Source organism: Priestia sp. FSL W8-0524 (assembly GCF_038005965.1).
Lineage (GTDB): Bacteria > Bacillota > Bacilli > Bacillales > Bacillaceae_H > Priestia > Priestia zanthoxyli.
The window spans coordinates 4045366-4062839 of the sequence record NZ_JBBOUG010000001.1; the positions used below are offsets into that span (position 1 = coordinate 4045366).

The window sequence follows — 17474 nt, forward strand, 5'->3', positions numbered from 1 at the left end:
TGCCACACAGAGGTAGAATTTTCGATTTCTTACCGGCCAAATACAAGGATTACGATCACAACTGAGGCAATAATCCCTACCAAATCCGCCAGTAAACCAACCTTCAGCGCATCTCCCATTTTTTTAATGCCAACCGCTCCGAAATAAACCGTTAAAATATAAAACGTGGTATCTGTACTTCCCTGCATGGTCGATGCCAAACGACCGATAAAAGAATCAGGTCCATATGTAGAAATTAGATCCGTTGTGATACCAAGGGCAGCCGTTCCAGATATCGGTTTAATAAGAGCTAAAGGTACAATTTCAGCCGGAACGCCGACTGCTTGCAGCATAGGTTTTAAAACAGATAAGAAAAAATCAAGGGCTCCTGAAGCTCGAAAAATAGAGATGCTCACTAACATGCCGACTAAGTAAGGAATGATGGAAAAAGCAATTTGTAATCCGTCTTTCCCTCCCTCTACAAACTTTTCATACGTAGGAATTTTTTTGTAGGTTCCATAAAGTAAAATACAGCCTACGATAAGAGGAATAAACATCAATGATACTTGATTAAGCATCGTCATTTTCGTTTTCCTCCTTTTCGCGTACGTCGATAATAAAAGAAGCGATCGATGATGATAGCTCCTATCGTAGCTACAACAGTTGCTAAAAGCGTAGTACCCACAATTTCAGTAGGATTAGCCGAGTTATACGTAATTCGAATGGCAATAACTGTGGTCGGTATAAGCGTTAAACTGGTTGTGTTAAGTGCTAAAAGTGTGATCATAGAACGGCTTGCTTCGTCTCTGTCGCCGTTCAGTTTTTTAAGCTGCTCCATCGCTTTAATACCAAGAGGAGTTGCCGCATTTCCCAGCCCAAACATATTCGCCATCATATTGGACAATATGTATCCTAAGGCCGGATGATCTTTTGGAACATCAGGGAAAAGTCTAGTAATAATGGGTCGAAATAGTTTCGCTAACTTGTCGAGAAGCCCTGCACTTTGAGCAATATTCATCATACCTAACCAAAAGACCAGCACGCTGATTAATCCAATGCTGATGGTCACCGCTTCGCCTGCTCCTTGAAAAATTGCTTTGTTTACATCACCAATTTTCCCATTTATAATTGCAAAAACAATTCCGATAATGGTCAGCAGCATCCAAATAATATTAACCATCTGTTTTGGCTCCAGACTGAATAAACATTAATCGCTTCACTCGATTAAAGAAACCTTCTTGCTGCTCGGCCTGCTTTTCGAAATAAATAGGAACACTGTCAATCGTTTCTCCACTTCTATAAATATCGAGCTTCCCTACAACATTGGGAACTTTCCCTGTTTCTTCCCACTGCTTTTTAGGCTGAATTAACGTTGTTTTCACTTCTACAGAGCTCTGTTCTTTCTTTGTAAGAGGATAGACGACATTTCGTTTAATATACAACTGATCTTTATAGAAAGAATCTTTTATATCTGCCAATTCGCCTTTTGCAGCTAAACTGGTCATATCATATTTATCAAATGCATTTTCATACATGGAAATGTGATCGTTCCAATCATCTGGCGCATTAATCGTTACGGCGATTAAATCCATTCCATCTTTTGTAGCAGTTGTCACAAGCGTTCGTTTTGCTAATTTTGTATATCCTGTTTTTCCGCCAGTACAGTATGCATATAGTGTTGTCAGCAGTTTATTTTTGTTTTTCCACACTCGATCCCATTTCTCTTCAGGGTGCTTCATTCGATAGACTTTTGTTCCTGAAATCTCTTTGAAAATTTTATTATTCATTGCATAGCGCATAAGCAGAGCCATATCGTGCGCTGTTGAGCGATGATTTTCATGATCGTCTAATCCATGCGGATTTTGAAATGTTGTATTCGTCATGCCAATTTCTTCTGCTTTTTTATTCATCAAATAAACAAATCCATCTTCGCTTCCTCCAACGGCTTCTGCGATAGCTACAGCAGCATCATTACCTGAGCGAAGCATCAAGCCATACACTAAATCTTTTAATTTTATTTTTTCACCTTCAACTAAATACACAGAAGAACCTTCAACGCCAACTGCGTTGTGGCTAACGGTAACTTTTTTATTTATTTTGCCAGATTCAATCGCCAGTATTGCTGTCATAATTTTTGTGATGCTAGCAATTCGGCTAACTTGATCTGCATTTTTAGCGTATAACACTCTTCCTGACTTCTGTTCCATCAAAATAGCACTATGAGCACTTACACTCCCTGCTGCAGATGATACGGAAGGCCAACCGCTGAGACATAGCAATACAATAAATAGATAGATGATACTTTTTTTGCTTCTTTTCATGTCATCCCCGTCCCTCTACCTGTTTGTACAAGTTTATGCTCGTCTTTTTTGGTTATGAATGAAAAGATTTGTCCATACAAAAAAGAACATAGAAAAACTCTATGTTCTTTTACGGTTTCACTTCATTTCTTGAAACGATTGAAAAAATAAATCTGCCTCTTGATCGGTTCCTTCTTGTAACAAATCTTCTGGAAGCGGCGGCAGCTCTTCGATACTTTTAAGCCCAAAATAGCCTAAAAATTCTTTTGTCGTTCCGTATAAGATCGCACGCCCTGCGCCTTCCGCTCGTCCCACTTCTTTTAACAAAACCTTTCCAATTAAAGTTTGAAGAGGTCTTTCCGTTTTCACTCCGCGAATCTCTTCGATTTCAGCTCTTGTAATTGGCTGCTTATACGCTACAATAGCTAACGTTTCAAGCGCTGCTTGTGACAATGATTGATTAGCAGGAGCTTCTACGAGCTTCTCAATATATGGTGCATGCTCTTTTTTTGTAACAAGCTGATAGGCCCCGCCTATTTCAACAAGTGTAACTCCTCTGAACTTACACTCTTGCTCTAAGCTTTCCAAAGCACCTTGAATGTCTTCATGAGGCTTTTCTATAATCTCAGCTAACCGGCTAATAGACAGACCTTCATCACCAGAAACAAAAAGTAAGCTCTCAATAATAGCCTGTAAATTATTCGTTGTCATTCCTCTTCATTCCTTTCTCGATACGATACATAAAGCTCGTCTAGATTGTGCTGCTGTTCCACAACGATTTCATTTTCTTTCATTAATTCCAGCACAGCTAAAAACGTTACAACAATATGATCACGCTCTTGATAAGGAAACAGCTGATAAAAACTTTTTTTCCCTTTAAAGGCTTTTAATTCATTCACAATTTCACTCATGCGCTTGTCAATTGGAATATCTTGTCTTGCTATTTTCGTCTGCATAGGCTTTTTGTTTTGCTTTCGTTTCATTAACTTTTGAAAAGCACTTAGCATATCATACAGTGATATATCCAACCCTTCGTCCTGAGGCTGCGTACGTTCTTCTGCATTTATTTGCACATTACTTGGAGGTTTTGTATACACATGACTTTGGTCTTCTTCCAGCTTTTGAAGCTCTACTGCCGCTTCTTTAAACTTTCGATATTCAATTAAGCGCTGCATCAATTCTTCACGGGGATCTTCTTCATCGACCATTTCAATTTCATCCATATCTTCTTCATACGTAGGCAGAAGCATTTTACTTTTAATTTGAAGCAAAGTTGCTGCCATGACTAGATACTCACTGGCAACATCTAGCTGAAGCTCATTCATTGTATGTATAAACATCATATATTGCTCAGTAATTGTCGCTACTGGGATATCGTAAATATCAATTTCAAATCGGTTAATCAAATGCAGAAGAAGATCTAAAGGTCCTTCAAACGCATCTACTTTTACACTGTACTCCACTTTTATCTCACCAACACTTTTCAATTGCTTATCATTTCTGCTGCTTTATATAACGTTACTATCATTAGTATAGAGGATTATAGACACATGTCCAATACAAATTAACGTAAAAATAGGTCATTTGCCCATACAAAAAGTTTAAACATACATATGATGTCAAGGTAATAACATTTTCAAATGGCTGAAGGAGGAACTCGCATGGGTGAAAAATCTTGTGGATACGGTAGCGGTTTCGCTTTAATTGTTGTACTGTTTATTTTATTAATTATTGTTGGTTGTTCTTGCTTACGCTTCTAACCACACATATTGAATAAAAACAAACGTGTTCGCCATACCTTGAGCACGTTTGTCTCTTTAAAGGCACAGCGCTGATGAATAGCTAATTTTTGTGATACACTACATATAGAGTCTTACCAGGAGGGAACAAGATTGTATTCACAAGCCTATATTGATTATTTAGTTCATTTTCATGGCGACCGGGATTACTTTGAATGCCATGAACTGCTAGAAGAACACTGGAAAAAAGACGAAAGAGGACACCGCAATATTATTTGGGTTGGCCTTATTCAAATTGCTGTTTCACTCTATCATCATCGACGTCAAAATTTCGCGGGAGCCAAAAGAACGATGCAAAAGGCGCTGGCAATTTTAACGAAGGAAGAAGAAAATATTGCACAGCTTGGACTTAATTATCCTTCACTGCTTAAACTTCTTCGCAAACAATTAGCTTTAATCGATACCTATCAGCCATATAAAAGCATTAACTTACCTATTGAAGATCCAGCATTATTACGAGCTTGCAAACAAAGAAGCACTGATAAACAGCTTGTCTGGTTATCAGCTTCTAATCTGCAAAATGATGCGATTGTTCATCGTCACAGCACGCGAGATCGTTCAGATGTGATTGCGGAAAGACAAGCGAACTTATTGGCAAAACAAAACAACAGGTAGCTAGAAGCTACCTGTTGTTTTATGATGACTAGGATGTGAAAGACGCTTTCGCACCTCAACTAATCATGCTTTTCTTTATTCATCCGCCTGACACTTTTCATAAAAAGGAGCGATGATTTCACTCGGCTTAATTTGTGCAGTCGTATACATTTCTTTAAGAGCTTTAATCATTTTTTTGCCAATGCCCTGTTGGCGGTGTGAAGGGTTTACACTGACGTGTTGAACCTCAATCAAACTTTTATCGAGCATGGAAATGCCAACAATTCCAATAATATCTTCTTCTTGCTTCCAAAGATACAGCTGCCAATGTTCGTTTTGCTCATATTCTTTCATCGTTTGTTGAAGTTTTTTTAAATCTTTTTCCGTAGGTACAAACGATAGAAGACCCATGGCAATTTTTTCATAGTTTCGTTTATAGCGAATAAGCATACGATTCTCCCTCGTCCTCAAACTTTCCTACAAATTAATGCGCTGCGTTTTTTACTGCTTTTATCATACAAAATTTATAAGTAAATAGCAATATTACACAAAAGCTTGTCATATGTCACGCGTGTATGAGAAACCTAATCTATTACGCTTTTTGAGCTGTTGCGCGAAGAAAAAACGCCGTAACCCCCTGTAAAAGGTTGTTATGACGTTTTATTAGCTGATATCCATTTATAGCAGTATGCTCTTATTCTTCCCAGACTTTTACTTCTTTCATTACGTCGCCATTTTTCATTTTCAACACTGTATCAAGTCCTTCTGTTACTTTTCCAAATACAGTGTGAACACCGTTCAAATGAGGCTGTGGCTCATGAACAAGAAAGAACTGACTGCCGCCTGTGTCTTTACCAGCATGCGCCATTGATAGAGAACCCGCTTCGTGTTTGTGAGGGTTTCCTTCTGTTTCACATTTAATTGAATAGCCAGGGCCGCCAGCACCTGTACCAGTTGGGTCTCCTCCTTGAGAAACAAATCCAGGGATAACGCGGTGGAACGTTACGCCGTTGTAGAATCCTTCATTAGCTAACTTTTCAAAGTTTTCTACTGTTCCTGGTGCTTCGTTCGGAAATAAATCGATTAGAATTTTTTCACCATTTTCCATTAAAATACTTGCTTTTTTCATATAAATGACCTCCAATATATGTATTAGTACCGCTACAGGCTCTATCTTCCCCCGTCAAAGCGGCAAAACGTAAAAGTTGTAAATGCCACCTAGAGGCAGAACACTTACATTTATAAACTCACTCTATTCTACTACAAACAAGCTCATGAATTCAATGAATGCACTTTTTCACTTTCTTATCGTAGGGCTCTAAATAAAAAATAGTAGTTGTGAGATGAAACTTTTTATAGTATCATCCGTCTAATACAGTGATGGAGATACATAGATTTCATTTTATATAGAAATCTACGCCTCTAGACTGATTTATGGGAAAATGATGAATTGACTCTGTTACTTCAGACCTGCCCGTATTATAATAGGGCAAGTATGGGATTAAAGGAGGAAAAAGGTTTGAAATTAACGATAAAAGCAATGATGGTGACATTAGGTCTTCTTCTATTCCTAACCGCACCCTTAAAAAGTTTTGCAGATGCTGCTCCGGGCGATGTGATTATTACATTAGGTCAGGACTTAACCAGCTCTCAGAAGCAACAGGTATTAAATGACCTTGATGCACCAAGCAATGCTCAAACAGTAACCGTGACAAACCAAGAAGAGCATGAATACTTAGGTGACTTTATTCCAAAGGCTACTATTGGATCTCGTGCTATTTCATCTTCTAGTATTACCCTTGGCTCAAAAGATTCTGGTTTAAGCGTATCAACTCAAAATATTAATGGTATTACAGATGACATGTATATTAATGCTTTAATGACCGCCGGCGTTAAAGATGCAAAAATCCAGATTACTGCTCCATTTGAAGTATCTGGTACAGCCGCTTTAACAGGTATTATGAAAGCATATGAAGTTCAAACAGATCAAAAAATCCCAGAAGAAGTAAAAAAAGCAGCCAACGAAGAGATGGTCCAAACATCTGAACTTGGTGAAAAAATCGGTAAAGAAAAAGCAGCGCAGTTTATGGCAACGATTAAAGAAGAAATTGCTAAAGAAAACCCTCAAACAAAGGACGATTTACGCACGTTAATTCAGCGCGTGGCTGATGATTTAGGTATTAAATTAACAGATTCAGAGCTTAATACACTGGTTGACTTTTTCAATCGGTTAAAAGATATGAACATCGATTGGAACCAAGTAAAAGACCAGCTTTCTGCGACAAAGGAAAAAGTAACAACATTTCTTCAGTCAGAAGAAGGCCAATCATTTCTTGATAAATTAAAGCAATTCTTTGTTGATATTATTGATGCTATTAAATCGTTATTCTCATAAAAAAGAGCCTCTTGAACAAGAGGCTCTTTTTTTACGTTAATCACTCGTTACTTTTTTACCGTCACTTTGTATTTCACGTCATTTTTTACAATGTCTTCATACGTTTCGCGTTTTACGACTAGCTGTGCTTCTCCATCTTCTACGAACACGACAGCTGGCTTTGGCAAACGGTTATAGTGACTTGCCATAGAATAACCGTATGCGCCTGTACAAAACATCGCTAATAAATCATCTGGGTTTGCTTTTGGAAGATGTACATCCCACATCAGCATATCCCCCGATTCGCAGCACTTACCTGCGATGGATACGAGCTCATCACTCTCATCATTCATTCGATTGGCAATGACCGCTTCATATTTCGCTTGATACAGTGCGGGACGAATATTGTCGTTCATGCCTCCATCAATCGCTACATATTCACGTACATTCGGTACGTGTTTACGAGAACCGATTGAATACAGGGTCGTTCCAGCATCTCCTACAAGAGAGCGCCCGGGCTCAATCCAAATTTCAGGAATTTCTACTTCTAACTGTTTGGACTGCTTTTTGACCTCTTCTATAATAACTTCCACATACTGAGAAACAGGGATAGGCTGATCTTCTTCCGTATAACGAATGCCAAAACCCCCGCCTAAATTTAATACCTGCGGAACAAATTTTATACGTTGTTTCCACTCTTTCATTTTTGCAAAAAGCTTTTGAGTCGCCATAATAAATCCCGTTGTTTCAAAAATTTGCGATCCTATATGACAGTGAATGCCTAAAAGTTCTAGCCCCTTGCTATTTTGCACAAGACGCACAGCTTCGTCTGCTTGACCGTTTTGAAGATCAAATCCAAACTTCGAGTCTTCTTGCCCTGTCAAGATATAATCATGTGTATGAGCTTCAATTCCAGGTGTTAATCTGAGAAGAACAGGCATCCTTTTTTGATACTGTTCCGTTATTTCCTCAAGCAATGCAATTTCATAAAAATTATCAACTACAATGCATCCTACATCTTCTTTGACGGCCATTTCTAGTTCTGCTCGGCTTTTATTGTTTCCGTGAAAATGAATCCGTTCTTTTGGAAAGTCAGCTGCTAAAGCCGTATACAGTTCTCCCCCCGAAACAACGTCTAACGAAAGACCTTCTTCATGAACGACTTGGACCATTGCAATTGTCGAAAAAGCTTTGCTTGCATAAGCGACCTGTGCTTTTACCCCATGCTTTTCAAATGTTTCTTTAAATCCTCTAGCACGCTGCCGAATTAAAGCCACGTCATATACGTAAAGGGGTGTCCCAAAATTTGATGCTAATTCAACCGTATCAACTCCACCAATTTCCAGATGCCCCTGCTTATTTATGCGACTTGTTCCGTGTAAAAACATGTTTAGACCCCGTTCCTGTGTATAGTGTAAAAAAGACAGTTAACGGCAATTCGCTGCTAACTGTCTAAATATTTATTATTTTCCATATTTAAAACAAATCTATCACATCTTCATACAGGTTTCAACCACATATTTTGTTTAAGGTTTTGCAGGCTGGCGGTCTTTATCCTGCGGATGCACAATACTAGGTCGCGGATTCGCTCCAGGAACCGGTGTGCGGATGAGAATCTGCCACAAAGCCTGCGGATTAAATGGAAGAAACGGCCACAAATAAGGCGTATTTAATGATTTTAGTCGCGCCATGTAGAGAATGATACACGTTGTCGCAATAAGAAACCCTGGAGTATGAAAGGCCGCCACGAAAATTAACAGAAACAATCGCAGCATTTTATTTGCTACCGCTAGCTCATAGCTTGGCGTCGCGAATGAACCAATTGCTGCAATAGCCACATATAAAATAACCTCGGGAACAAAAAGACCTACATCAATAGCAATTTGCCCAATAAGCGCAGCTGCAATCAAGCCCATCGCCGTGGCAAGCGGCGTCGGCGTATGAATGGCCGCCATCCTCAGAAATTCAATCCCAAAATCAGCTAAGAAAATTTGAACAACAGTTGGAATATTTGTTTCTTCGTTTGGCCCAATAAATTGCAATTTTGACGGCAGCAAGTCTGGCTCAAGTACAAATAACAGCCATAACGGTAATAAGAAAAGAGAAGCAAGAATTCCTAAAAACCGTATCCAGCGGATAAACGTACCGACAGAAGGAGCCTGCCTGTATTCTTCCGCATGCTGCACGTGATGAAACAGCGTAGTTGGCGTAATAATAACGCTTGGAGACGTATCGGTAATAATGATCACATGCCCTTCCAGTACATGAGCTGCTGCTGTGTCCGGACGTTCTGTATAGCGTACCATTGGAAAAGGATTAATTCCTTGTTTGACTAAAAACTCTTCAATTGATTTGTCAGCCATCGGCAAACCATCTATATCAATTGCTTCCAGTTCATCTTTTATCAGTTTAACCAGCCCTGGATCAGCTACGCCATTTATGTACCCAATCGCTACGTCCAGTTTTGATCGTTCGCCTACCTTCATAATTTCAAAACGAAATCTTCCGTCACGAATTCGTCTTCTTGTTAACGCTGTATTGATAATGATGTTTTCAGTGTATCCATCTCGTGCTCCGCGAATCACTTTCTCTGTATCCGCTTCTTCAGGGGATCTGCCAGGATATGTACGCACATCGACTTCAAAGCCAACTTCTTCACCGTCAATTAAAACGAATAGCAGTCCTGATAAAACCGATACCATTCCATCATCCAGCGTCTTTAAAGGCTTGACTTGCTGATGAATAAGACGGTTTTCAACAATATCCTTTAGCTTTGCTCGTTCAACTTCATTATCATTAATTTGAATGAGTACTTTTGCAATTTCAATAATAAATGAACTATCACACAGCCCCGTTACGTAGTAAATATGAACTTCTCGATCCAAAATAAGCAGTTTACGTACGCCCACATCAAAGCTTGTGTTCATACTAGCGTTTTCCTTGAACCACTGATCGTTTTTTTGCACTTTTGAAAAAATAGCTGTTTTCTTCTCTGCTAGCTTACCCAAACGAACCGCTCCTTTCTAAAATAATTCTTGCTGCTTTTTCAGTAATAGGACATCCCAGTTTGACATCATCCATCCTAGCCATTTTGCCGATATCTCCTATTCCTACAACTAAGGGAATATCGAGCTGATCCAAGCAGTAAACTGTATCTCCATTAATTCGTCCGACTTCTAACTCTTGAATTCCGCTTTTATCCACGCCGTAATGCGATATTTCCCCAAAACGATCAATGGTCACATCCACTCTTGTCCATTCGCTTTGATGAGTACGTGATGCAACGGCAATCACTCCAAGAACTTCTACTTGAGGATGCTTTGCTACATGCAGCAAAGCAATTTCCCCAGGTCCTTCCTCTAAGAAACCGCTATCGTCGAACATCACAAAGACGGGATCATATGGTGCTTGAAGAATTAAATCTACCGTTTGACTCCCTGTTAACGTAGTAGGGTTTCCATATGACCTCGAAATGCACCTGCCACCAACCGATTTAGCTACATGCTCAATTGCTTTGCGCGCATATTCATCGCCATCGGTTACAATAATGATCCTTCTTTTTTTCATAATCTTTTATCCTTTCGGTTTAAAGATTAACGCGATAATAAAAGCAAATAAAATAGCTGCTGAAATTCCAGCGGAGGTAAGTTCAAAAATCCCAATCCCAATCCCGATAAATCCATGGTCATCCGCTTGCTTCATCGCTCCGTGCAACAAGGAATGACCAAAGCTTGTAATTGGAACCGTCGCTCCGGCGCCAGCAAATTCAATCAACTTATCATAAAGACCAAATCCATCTAAAATCGCTCCCGCAACTACAAACGAACTCATAACATGCGCTGGAGTAAGTTTAGCAAGATCCAGCAGCAGCTGCCCAATAACGCAAATGATTCCTCCTACAGCAAAAGCTATTACATACTCCATTGATCATCCCCCTCCCCGATATGTTCTAAGACGACGCCATGAGCAATTGTTGGAATTGACTCTTTTTGCTGAATCATCGTTGGACTTAAAAGAGCTCCCGTTGCCACCATAAACACTTTCTTTAAGTTTCCCGATTTTAATTCATTTAAAATATGACCATACGTGACAATAGCCGAGCAGCCGCAGCCGCTTCCTCCTGCAAATACATTTTGGTCGGGGCGATATACCATTAATCCGCAATCATTATGATTGGTTGATATATCGTAGCCTTCGTCCTTGAGCAGCTGTTTTAAAATTGGACTGCCTACACCAGATAAATCTCCTGTTAAAATAAGATCATACTCGCTTGGCGCGACGTTTAAGTCTTCCAAATGCCTTTGAATGGTATCCGCAGCAGCTGGTGCCATAGCAGAACCCATATCGTTTGCGTTTTTAATCCCATAATCCATTACACGCCCAATCGTTGCAGACGTGAGACGCACAATACCTTTTTCTTTCGAGACCAGCGCTGCCCCTGCTCCCGTAATAGTTGCCGTTGCCGTATCTGGTTTTTGTCCTCCGTACTCGGTAGGATTTCGAAATTGGCGCTCAGCGGTTGCGTTATGACTGCTCGCTGATGCAATAACACGATTAGCAAATCCCGCATCCACAAGAGCTGCCCCTGTTGCCAGCGTTTCCATTGATGTAGAGCAAGCGCCAAACATGCATAGAAATGGAATTTGGTTATGTCGAGCTACAAAATTAGCCGTTACGTTTTGATTTAATAAATCTCCAGCCAAAAACAAATCAATGTCTTCATAGGATAAATTTATTTTTTGCAAGCAGGAGTCAATGGACTCCGTCATTAGTCTTCTTTCAGCTAACTCCCAGTTGTCTTCTTCACAGTGCAAATCTTTATGTGTAATATCAAATGTTTCTCCCAACGGTCCATCTGCTTCTTTTGGCCCTACGGCTGTTCCTGTAGCATTAATGTAAATAGGATTTTCATAAACCCACGTTTGCTTTCCAGTTTTTCTCATAATCCCCCTCTTTTCATAGCAAATAAGTTTTAAAAAGGTAGCGAATGATTCCTACAACGTAAGCCGAAACCGTCCCAAATACAATGACGTTTCCAGCCAGCTTGAACATGTTGGTCGCAACTCCGAGAACAATTCCTTCACTTCGATGTTCAAGCGCTGCACTCGTCATGGAATTGGCAAAACCCGTAACAGGAACGGCTGAACCTGCACCTGCGAATTGACCAATACGATCATATATCCCAAACCCGGTTAAGAGCGCAGATATTAAAATAAGGGTTGCGACGGTAGGATTACCTGCATTTTTTTCATTAAAGTCAAAAAATGCAATATAGAAATTTTGAATTGCCTGTCCTAATGTACAAATGATTCCCCCTACCAAAAAGGCCTTTAGGCAATTTGCCACATATGAAGGTTTAGGCTGAAATGGTTTAATGCTTTCTTGATAGTTATCTTTTAATTTTTGATTATTTGCCATGTTACATACATCCTTTTCTTATTGATTAACAAAATAAATCCAATGAAATAATGACCCGCATACTTTGCCTAGTACAATGGCCATTAACAATAAAATAAGCTTGCCTTCCATTCCTATTCGTTTCGTTAACGTCGGCAATACATTAAGCACTTCTGTTAACGCTGCTGCCAGCATTCCAATAAAAATACCGCTCGTTAGACCTATGATCATAATAAGCACCGCAGGAAACTGCCACGTGTATTGATGAAGACTGCACCAACCACCTGTAACGGCACCACCTACGACTCCCCACTCATATGCTTGAATGTATTTCATGGTTTTGGTCAGCTGCATCAAACGCGGAATAATGCCCAGCACCGTTAAAAATGCTACAAATCCAGCACCTGCAGCCAATCCTCCCGCAAGTCCAATTACAATGGTCATCACAATGTTAATGATCATCAATTTTTTTCATACTTTCTTTATTCTCGTGCATAATGACGTATTGATCTAAGTCTTGCTGGTAATTAAACATTTCGACTTCGAGAGGACTAGGCTCTTCATTAATTCGTTTTCTAAAGACGTGGTTAAAAAACAGAATCATTCCCAACCCTAAACCGATAGAGTAAGGTACTTGAATCAGCAAAGGCTGCTTATCTCTCAGACCGGTCAGCATATAGAACAATTTTTGATGTACTTGTCTCATACTCACATCTTCGTGAAAGTTCATAATTGCTAAAGCAGCTCCGATGAAGAGAAGAAACCAAACAGCTAGAAAAAACAAAAAGGAATATTGTCTCTTTTTATACACGACCTCTACAATTGTTTGAGCGGGTCCAATCGTCTGAATGTCTAAGTGCGGATACTGAGAGGCAACTTTTTCAATTACCTTCATTAAATCAACAATGATAATATTTCGATCACTCATACTTACTTGATAGACAATTAGCTTTTCAATTTGCTTTTGAACAGAATCTCCTGCTATAACCATTGCTAATTGTCCAATATTTACAGCTTCATCAGGTTTTACTTGAATACGATGCCTCATTTTAAGATAAAGAACGTTTTCCATTCATATCACACCTTACGATTCATTATCTCCCTGTACGTGTAGTATGGATTTTCTTAAATTTTCTAATTCACGTTTCTGAACAGACCATTAATTACCAAATAAAAAAAAGCAATCCGTTTCACTATTCTTCTTTGAATAGCAAAACGGATTGCTTCTTAAGTATTACGTGTCATTCATATGCAGCTTCATTTGTTTTAAGATTTTCTTCTCAAGCCTCGATACCTGAACCTGAGAAATTCCCAGCCTTGCGGCCACTTCGGACTGAGTTTGATCTTTGTAATACCTCAAATAGACAATGAGCTTTTCACGCTCATCAAGTTCTTCAATTGCTTCTTTTAATGCAATTTTATCAAACCACTTCGCTTCCGTATGATCAGCAATTTGGTCAAGAAGGGTAATTGGATCTCCATCATTTTCATAGACGGTCTCGTGAATAGACGAAGGAGCACGATTAGCTTCTTGAGCCAGCACTACTTCTTCAGGAGTGAGATCCAAATGTTCTGCAACCTCAGCGACTGTAGGGACGCGTCCAAGCAATTTGGAAAGCTCATCTTTTGCTTTACGTATTTTATTGCTCATTTCTTTCAGAGAACGGCTAACCTTTACCGTGCCATCATCACGAATAAACCGCTGAATTTCACCAATAATCATCGGAACAGCATATGTTGAAAATTTAACATCATACGATAGGTCAAATTTATCAACGGACTTTAATAGTCCTATACATCCAATTTGAAATAAATCATCGGGCTCATAACCACGGTTAATAAAACGTTGAACAACCGACCAAACGAGCCGCATATTTTTTTGGACGATTGTATCTCGTGCAATTTGATCACCTTGCTGACTGCGCTTGATGAGGTCTTTAACTTCATGATCCTTTAAATACGGTTCGTTTTTATTTTTTTTGACCTCCACATCCATTGGCAAGTCTCCTTAATTACATAGCGCTTTACTATTTGTTAAGTGCTTTTTTAAATATAAGGTCGTACCTTCTAATACAGTAGACTCTACTCGAATTTCGTCCATAAAGTTTTCCATTATGGTGAAACCCATTCCAGAGCGTTCTAGATCTGGTTTCGTTGTGTATAAAGGCTGCTTTGCTTCATCCACGTTATCGATACCAATTCCTTCATCACGAATCATCAGCTCCACTACACCGTCTTCATGAAGCGTCACAGAAATATATACCACACCATCCGGATTGCTTTCGTAGCCGTGAATAATAGCATTTGTTACTGCTTCAGATACGACTGTTTTAATTTCTGTTAACTCATCCATTGTTGGATCTAACTGTGTAATAAATGATGCTACCGTGACACGGGCAAACGATTCATTTTGACTAAGCGCGGAAAATTGGAGGTTCATTTGATTTTTCATTATGCCACCCCCAATTTTTGAAGCGCGTTTTCTTCATTAGGTTCAAAACGAATAATTTTAAATAAGCCTGACATATTAAACAAACGTTCTACAGCGGGAGAAATAGCGCATACAACCATTTCCCCACCGTTATTATGAACTTGTTTGTATCTCCCTAAAATAACCCCCAAGCCAGAGCTGTCCATAAAGGTTAAATGCTGTAGATTTAAAATCAAATGGCTGATAGATTCCTTCTCTATTGCTTGGGTGATTTTGCTTCTTAGCTCTTCTGCCGTATGATGATCTAATTCTCCTGTTAATCGAACCAACAAGACATCTTGTTTGAATTCCAATTCAATTGAAAGACTCACTATACAAACCTCCTCGGAAATCTTATAGTCAATCTTTCGCTGCCAACAGAATAGAATCCTTCTCACCGACAAAACTAGTTCTATTTCGTCACATTTAGCTGTTTAAGATGTTTGAGAGAAAATAGAGAACGTACGTTTAAATAGCTTCCACCAAGAAGCAGCATCGATATCTTCTTTTGCAAGAAGCGGTGAAGAACTCATTACTTTGTTATCCTTCTTAATGGTCAACGTTCCAATTTTGTCGCCTTTTTGAATAGGCGCATTTAACTTCTCGTTCATTTTCACTTCTGTTTTAACATCTTTGGCTGCATTTCCTTTTTTCAATAAAACAGAAATAGGCTCTGACGTAACGGCTGTTACCTGATCTTCACTACCCTTGTTTACATCTATCTTGGCAATAACGTCTCCTTTTTTGTATAAAGGCTTCGTTGTATATTGACTGAATGCGTAGTCTAACATTTTGGTTACTTGATTATTGCGATCTTTTGGCGTGCTTGCACCGAATACAACCGCTAACACACGCATATTTCCCTTTTTAGCGGTAGCTGTCAGGCAATACTTAGCTTGACCTGTAAATCCCGTTTTGAGTCCATCAACCCCGGGATAAAACTTCACTAAGCGATTCGTATTTACTAACCAAAACTTCTTATCTGTATCCGTGCGTAAATAAGCTTCGTATTTACTTGTATAGTTAATAATTTTTTCATACTTTAGTAGCTCTCTGCCCATCATGGCCATATCATGAGCTGTACTATAGTGATTTTCTACAGGCAGGCCTGTCGGATTTTGAAATTTTGTATGAGTCAAACCAAGCTCTTTCGCTTTTTGGTTCATCTTTGCTACAAATTTTTCTTCTGATCCAGCTAAATATTCAGCCATTGCCATAGAAGCATCGTTACCAGAACCTATCGCAATCCCTTTTAGCAAATCATTTACCGTCATTTCTTCTCCGGGCTCTAAAAAGATTTGTGAGCCTCCCATTGAAGCGGCATATTCACTTGCTCGCACTTTATCTTTTAAGGTAATTTTCCCTTTATCCAAAGCCTCCATAATTAAAATCATTGTCATAATTTTAGTCATACTGGCAGGGGGAAGTTCTTGATTACTATTTTTTTCGTATAGAATTTTTCCTGTATCCCGTTCAATTAAAATAGCTGACCTAGCACTGTCAGCAAGCTCAGAACTCTTTTTTTCTGCGGCTAAAACAGGTTGCGTCATAAGTGGAAATAAAAATATGACAACGAGTAACTTTACAATAGTTCGCTTCATCTCCACAAACCTCCATTCTTTATACAACCTATTTTTTCCAAGGTATAATCGATTTATACTAAACGAAATAAAAAAAGCATCGAGAAATTCTCGATGCTTGAAGTCATATTTTCTTCTTATTTTTGATCAGCTGGAAGTTGCTTTACTACTTCTTTTACAAGCGATAAAAACTGCTGTTTTACTTTTTCAGTCGTTTCAATCACTTCTTCATGATTTAACGGCTGATCTAAAATACCAGCTGCCATATTAGAAATACAAGAAATACCCAGTACTTTCATACCTGCATGGCGTGCTACAATAACTTCTGGTACTGTAGACATACCGACCGCGTCTCCCCCGATAATGCGAAGCATGCGTACTTCAGCAGGCGTTTCATATGTTGGACCTGTATTTCCTACATATACACCTTCTTGTAAGGCGATATTTAAATCAGCTCCTACTTTCTTCGCTAATTGACGAAGGTCCTTGCAGTAAGCAGTTGACATATCCGGGAATCTTACGCCAAAATCAGAGTCATTAGGTCCAATCAAAGGGTTCGTTCCAAAGTTATTAATATGATCAGAAATAATCATTAAGTCTCCTGGATTAAAGGATTCGTTTACTCCGCCTGCTGCATTCGTTACAATCAACGTTTCTACACCGATTTCTTTCATTACCCGCACTGGAAATGTTACTTTATCAAGGGCGTACCCTTCATAAAAGTGAAAACGTCCTTGCATAGCTACAACCGGTACGTCATGAATGGTGCCAATGACTAATTGACCAGCGTGACCTTCAACTGTTGAAACCGGGAACTCAGGAATGTCGTTGTACGGAATTTTTACCGCGCCTTCAATTTCGTCAGCTAATACCCCTAGTCCAGAACCTAAAATAAGACCAATGGTTGGTGTAACAGCTGATTGATTTTTAATATATGCTGCTGCTTTTTCGATATATTCTTTTTTCATACTCCATTCCCCC

General features: G+C 39.2%; 23 protein-coding genes. 3 read left to right on the top strand and 20 right to left on the bottom strand.

The features are described from left to right. Window positions 1-29 precede the first annotated feature (29 nt). The 5 genes from NST66_RS21130 to NST66_RS21150 form a co-directional block, all read right to left on the bottom strand. Window positions 30-563: a spore maturation protein gene (locus NST66_RS21130; RefSeq protein ID WP_013084923.1), complete on the bottom strand. Its 534-nt coding sequence runs from the start codon at window positions 561-563 to the stop codon at window positions 30-32. Beyond that, window positions 560-1159, bottom strand: a complete 600-nt coding sequence (locus NST66_RS21135; RefSeq protein WP_013059057.1) for a nucleoside recognition domain-containing protein — start codon at window positions 1157-1159, stop codon at window positions 560-562. The genes NST66_RS21130 and NST66_RS21135 overlap by 4 nt, the downstream gene beginning before the upstream one ends. Next, window positions 1152-2300, bottom strand: coding sequence for a D-alanyl-D-alanine carboxypeptidase family protein (locus NST66_RS21140; protein ID WP_033579737.1), 1149 nt, complete (start codon window positions 2298-2300; stop codon window positions 1152-1154). Before NST66_RS21140 ends, NST66_RS21135 begins: the two co-directional genes overlap by 8 nt. 117 nt (window positions 2301-2417) lie before the next feature. Next, complete coding sequence (scpB, locus tag NST66_RS21145) at window positions 2418-2990, bottom strand: SMC-Scp complex subunit ScpB (protein WP_048019796.1); 573 nt, start codon at window positions 2988-2990, stop codon at window positions 2418-2420. Next, on the bottom strand, window positions 2987-3742 hold the full coding sequence (locus tag NST66_RS21150) for a segregation/condensation protein A (RefSeq protein WP_013059060.1): 756 nt from the start codon (window positions 3740-3742) through the stop codon (window positions 2987-2989). Before NST66_RS21150 ends, scpB begins: the two co-directional genes overlap by 4 nt. 198 nt (window positions 3743-3940) lie before the next feature. Here NST66_RS21150 and NST66_RS21155 point away from each other — a divergent pair, with 198 nt between their 5' ends. Then, on the top strand, window positions 3941-4039 hold the full coding sequence (locus NST66_RS21155) for a YjcZ family sporulation protein (RefSeq protein WP_170836726.1): 99 nt from the start codon (window positions 3941-3943) through the stop codon (window positions 4037-4039). A 132-nt stretch (window positions 4040-4171) separates the two neighbouring features. Further along, the gene (locus tag NST66_RS21160) at window positions 4172-4693 is read left to right on the top strand and encodes a DUF309 domain-containing protein (protein ID WP_014458309.1); all 522 of its coding nucleotides are present in this window, start codon (window positions 4172-4174) and stop codon (window positions 4691-4693) included. A gap of 75 nt (window positions 4694-4768) precedes the next feature. On the opposite strand, the gene NST66_RS21165 is transcribed toward NST66_RS21160, so the two are convergent. Both NST66_RS21165 and NST66_RS21170 read right to left on the bottom strand, forming a co-directional pair. Beyond that, window positions 4769-5122 carry a GNAT family N-acetyltransferase gene (locus tag NST66_RS21165; RefSeq protein WP_013059063.1) on the bottom strand — a complete coding sequence of 118 codons (354 nt, stop codon included), beginning with the start codon at window positions 5120-5122 and terminating at the stop codon, window positions 4769-4771. Between the two features lie 244 nt (window positions 5123-5366). Further along, entirely contained in the window at window positions 5367-5801 is a 435-nt protein-coding gene (locus NST66_RS21170) for a peptidylprolyl isomerase (protein WP_013059064.1), read from the bottom strand. A gap of 390 nt (window positions 5802-6191) precedes the next feature. On the opposite strand from NST66_RS21170, the gene NST66_RS21175 reads away from it, so the two are divergent. After that, window positions 6192-7067, top strand: coding sequence for a DUF1002 domain-containing protein (locus NST66_RS21175; RefSeq protein WP_014458307.1), 876 nt, complete (start codon window positions 6192-6194; stop codon window positions 7065-7067). A 47-nt stretch (window positions 7068-7114) separates the two neighbouring features. Here the strand turns inward: NST66_RS21175 and lysA are convergent, their stop codons facing one another. The 13 genes from lysA to NST66_RS21240 all read right to left on the bottom strand — a co-directional run bounded on the left by lysA (window position 7115) and on the right by NST66_RS21240 (window position 17461). Beyond that, window positions 7115-8434, bottom strand: a complete 1320-nt coding sequence (lysA, locus tag NST66_RS21180; protein WP_340843686.1) for a diaminopimelate decarboxylase — start codon at window positions 8432-8434, stop codon at window positions 7115-7117. A 138-nt stretch (window positions 8435-8572) separates the two neighbouring features. Beyond that, a complete protein-coding gene (locus NST66_RS21185; protein ID WP_033579733.1) occupies window positions 8573-10054 on the bottom strand; it encodes a spore germination protein in 1482 nt (493 codons plus the stop codon). Next, window positions 10047-10613: a stage V sporulation protein AE gene (locus tag NST66_RS21190; RefSeq protein ID WP_263623893.1), complete on the bottom strand. Its 567-nt coding sequence runs from the start codon at window positions 10611-10613 to the stop codon at window positions 10047-10049. The genes NST66_RS21185 and NST66_RS21190 overlap by 8 nt, the downstream gene beginning before the upstream one ends. Window positions 10614-10619: 6 nt before the next feature. Next, entirely contained in the window at window positions 10620-10970 is a 351-nt protein-coding gene (gene spoVAE / locus NST66_RS21195) for a stage V sporulation protein AE (RefSeq protein WP_013059069.1), read from the bottom strand. Continuing rightward, entirely contained in the window at window positions 10958-11989 is a 1032-nt protein-coding gene (gene spoVAD, locus NST66_RS21200) for a stage V sporulation protein AD (RefSeq protein ID WP_028411544.1), read from the bottom strand. The genes spoVAE and spoVAD overlap by 13 nt, the downstream gene beginning before the upstream one ends. 13 nt (window positions 11990-12002) lie before the next feature. Further along, on the bottom strand, window positions 12003-12464 hold the full coding sequence (spoVAC, locus tag NST66_RS21205) for a stage V sporulation protein AC (protein ID WP_028411545.1): 462 nt from the start codon (window positions 12462-12464) through the stop codon (window positions 12003-12005). 18 nt (window positions 12465-12482) lie between these two features. Beyond that, window positions 12483-12905 carry a stage V sporulation protein AB gene (locus NST66_RS21210; protein ID WP_014458301.1) on the bottom strand — a complete coding sequence of 141 codons (423 nt, stop codon included), beginning with the start codon at window positions 12903-12905 and terminating at the stop codon, window positions 12483-12485. Further along, complete coding sequence (locus NST66_RS21215) at window positions 12895-13515, bottom strand: stage V sporulation protein AA (protein WP_028411546.1); 621 nt, start codon at window positions 13513-13515, stop codon at window positions 12895-12897. Before NST66_RS21215 ends, NST66_RS21210 begins: the two co-directional genes overlap by 11 nt. A 162-nt stretch (window positions 13516-13677) precedes the next feature. Then, a complete protein-coding gene (gene sigF / locus NST66_RS21220) occupies window positions 13678-14439 on the bottom strand; it encodes an RNA polymerase sporulation sigma factor SigF (RefSeq protein WP_013059074.1) in 762 nt (253 codons plus the stop codon). Between the two features lie 12 nt (window positions 14440-14451). Continuing rightward, window positions 14452-14895, bottom strand: coding sequence for an anti-sigma F factor (spoIIAB, locus tag NST66_RS21225; RefSeq protein ID WP_013084935.1), 444 nt, complete (start codon window positions 14893-14895; stop codon window positions 14452-14454). Beyond that, a complete protein-coding gene (gene spoIIAA / locus NST66_RS21230; RefSeq protein ID WP_014458299.1) occupies window positions 14895-15245 on the bottom strand; it encodes an anti-sigma F factor antagonist in 351 nt (116 codons plus the stop codon). Before spoIIAA ends, spoIIAB begins: the two co-directional genes overlap by 1 nt. Window positions 15246-15347: 102 nt before the next feature. After that, the gene (locus NST66_RS21235) at window positions 15348-16514 is read right to left on the bottom strand and encodes a D-alanyl-D-alanine carboxypeptidase family protein (protein ID WP_033579732.1); all 1167 of its coding nucleotides are present in this window, start codon (window positions 16512-16514) and stop codon (window positions 15348-15350) included. 116 nt (window positions 16515-16630) lie between these two features. After that, window positions 16631-17461 carry a purine-nucleoside phosphorylase gene (locus tag NST66_RS21240; RefSeq protein WP_028411548.1) on the bottom strand — a complete coding sequence of 277 codons (831 nt, stop codon included), beginning with the start codon at window positions 17459-17461 and terminating at the stop codon, window positions 16631-16633. Window positions 17462-17474 lie beyond the last annotated feature (13 nt).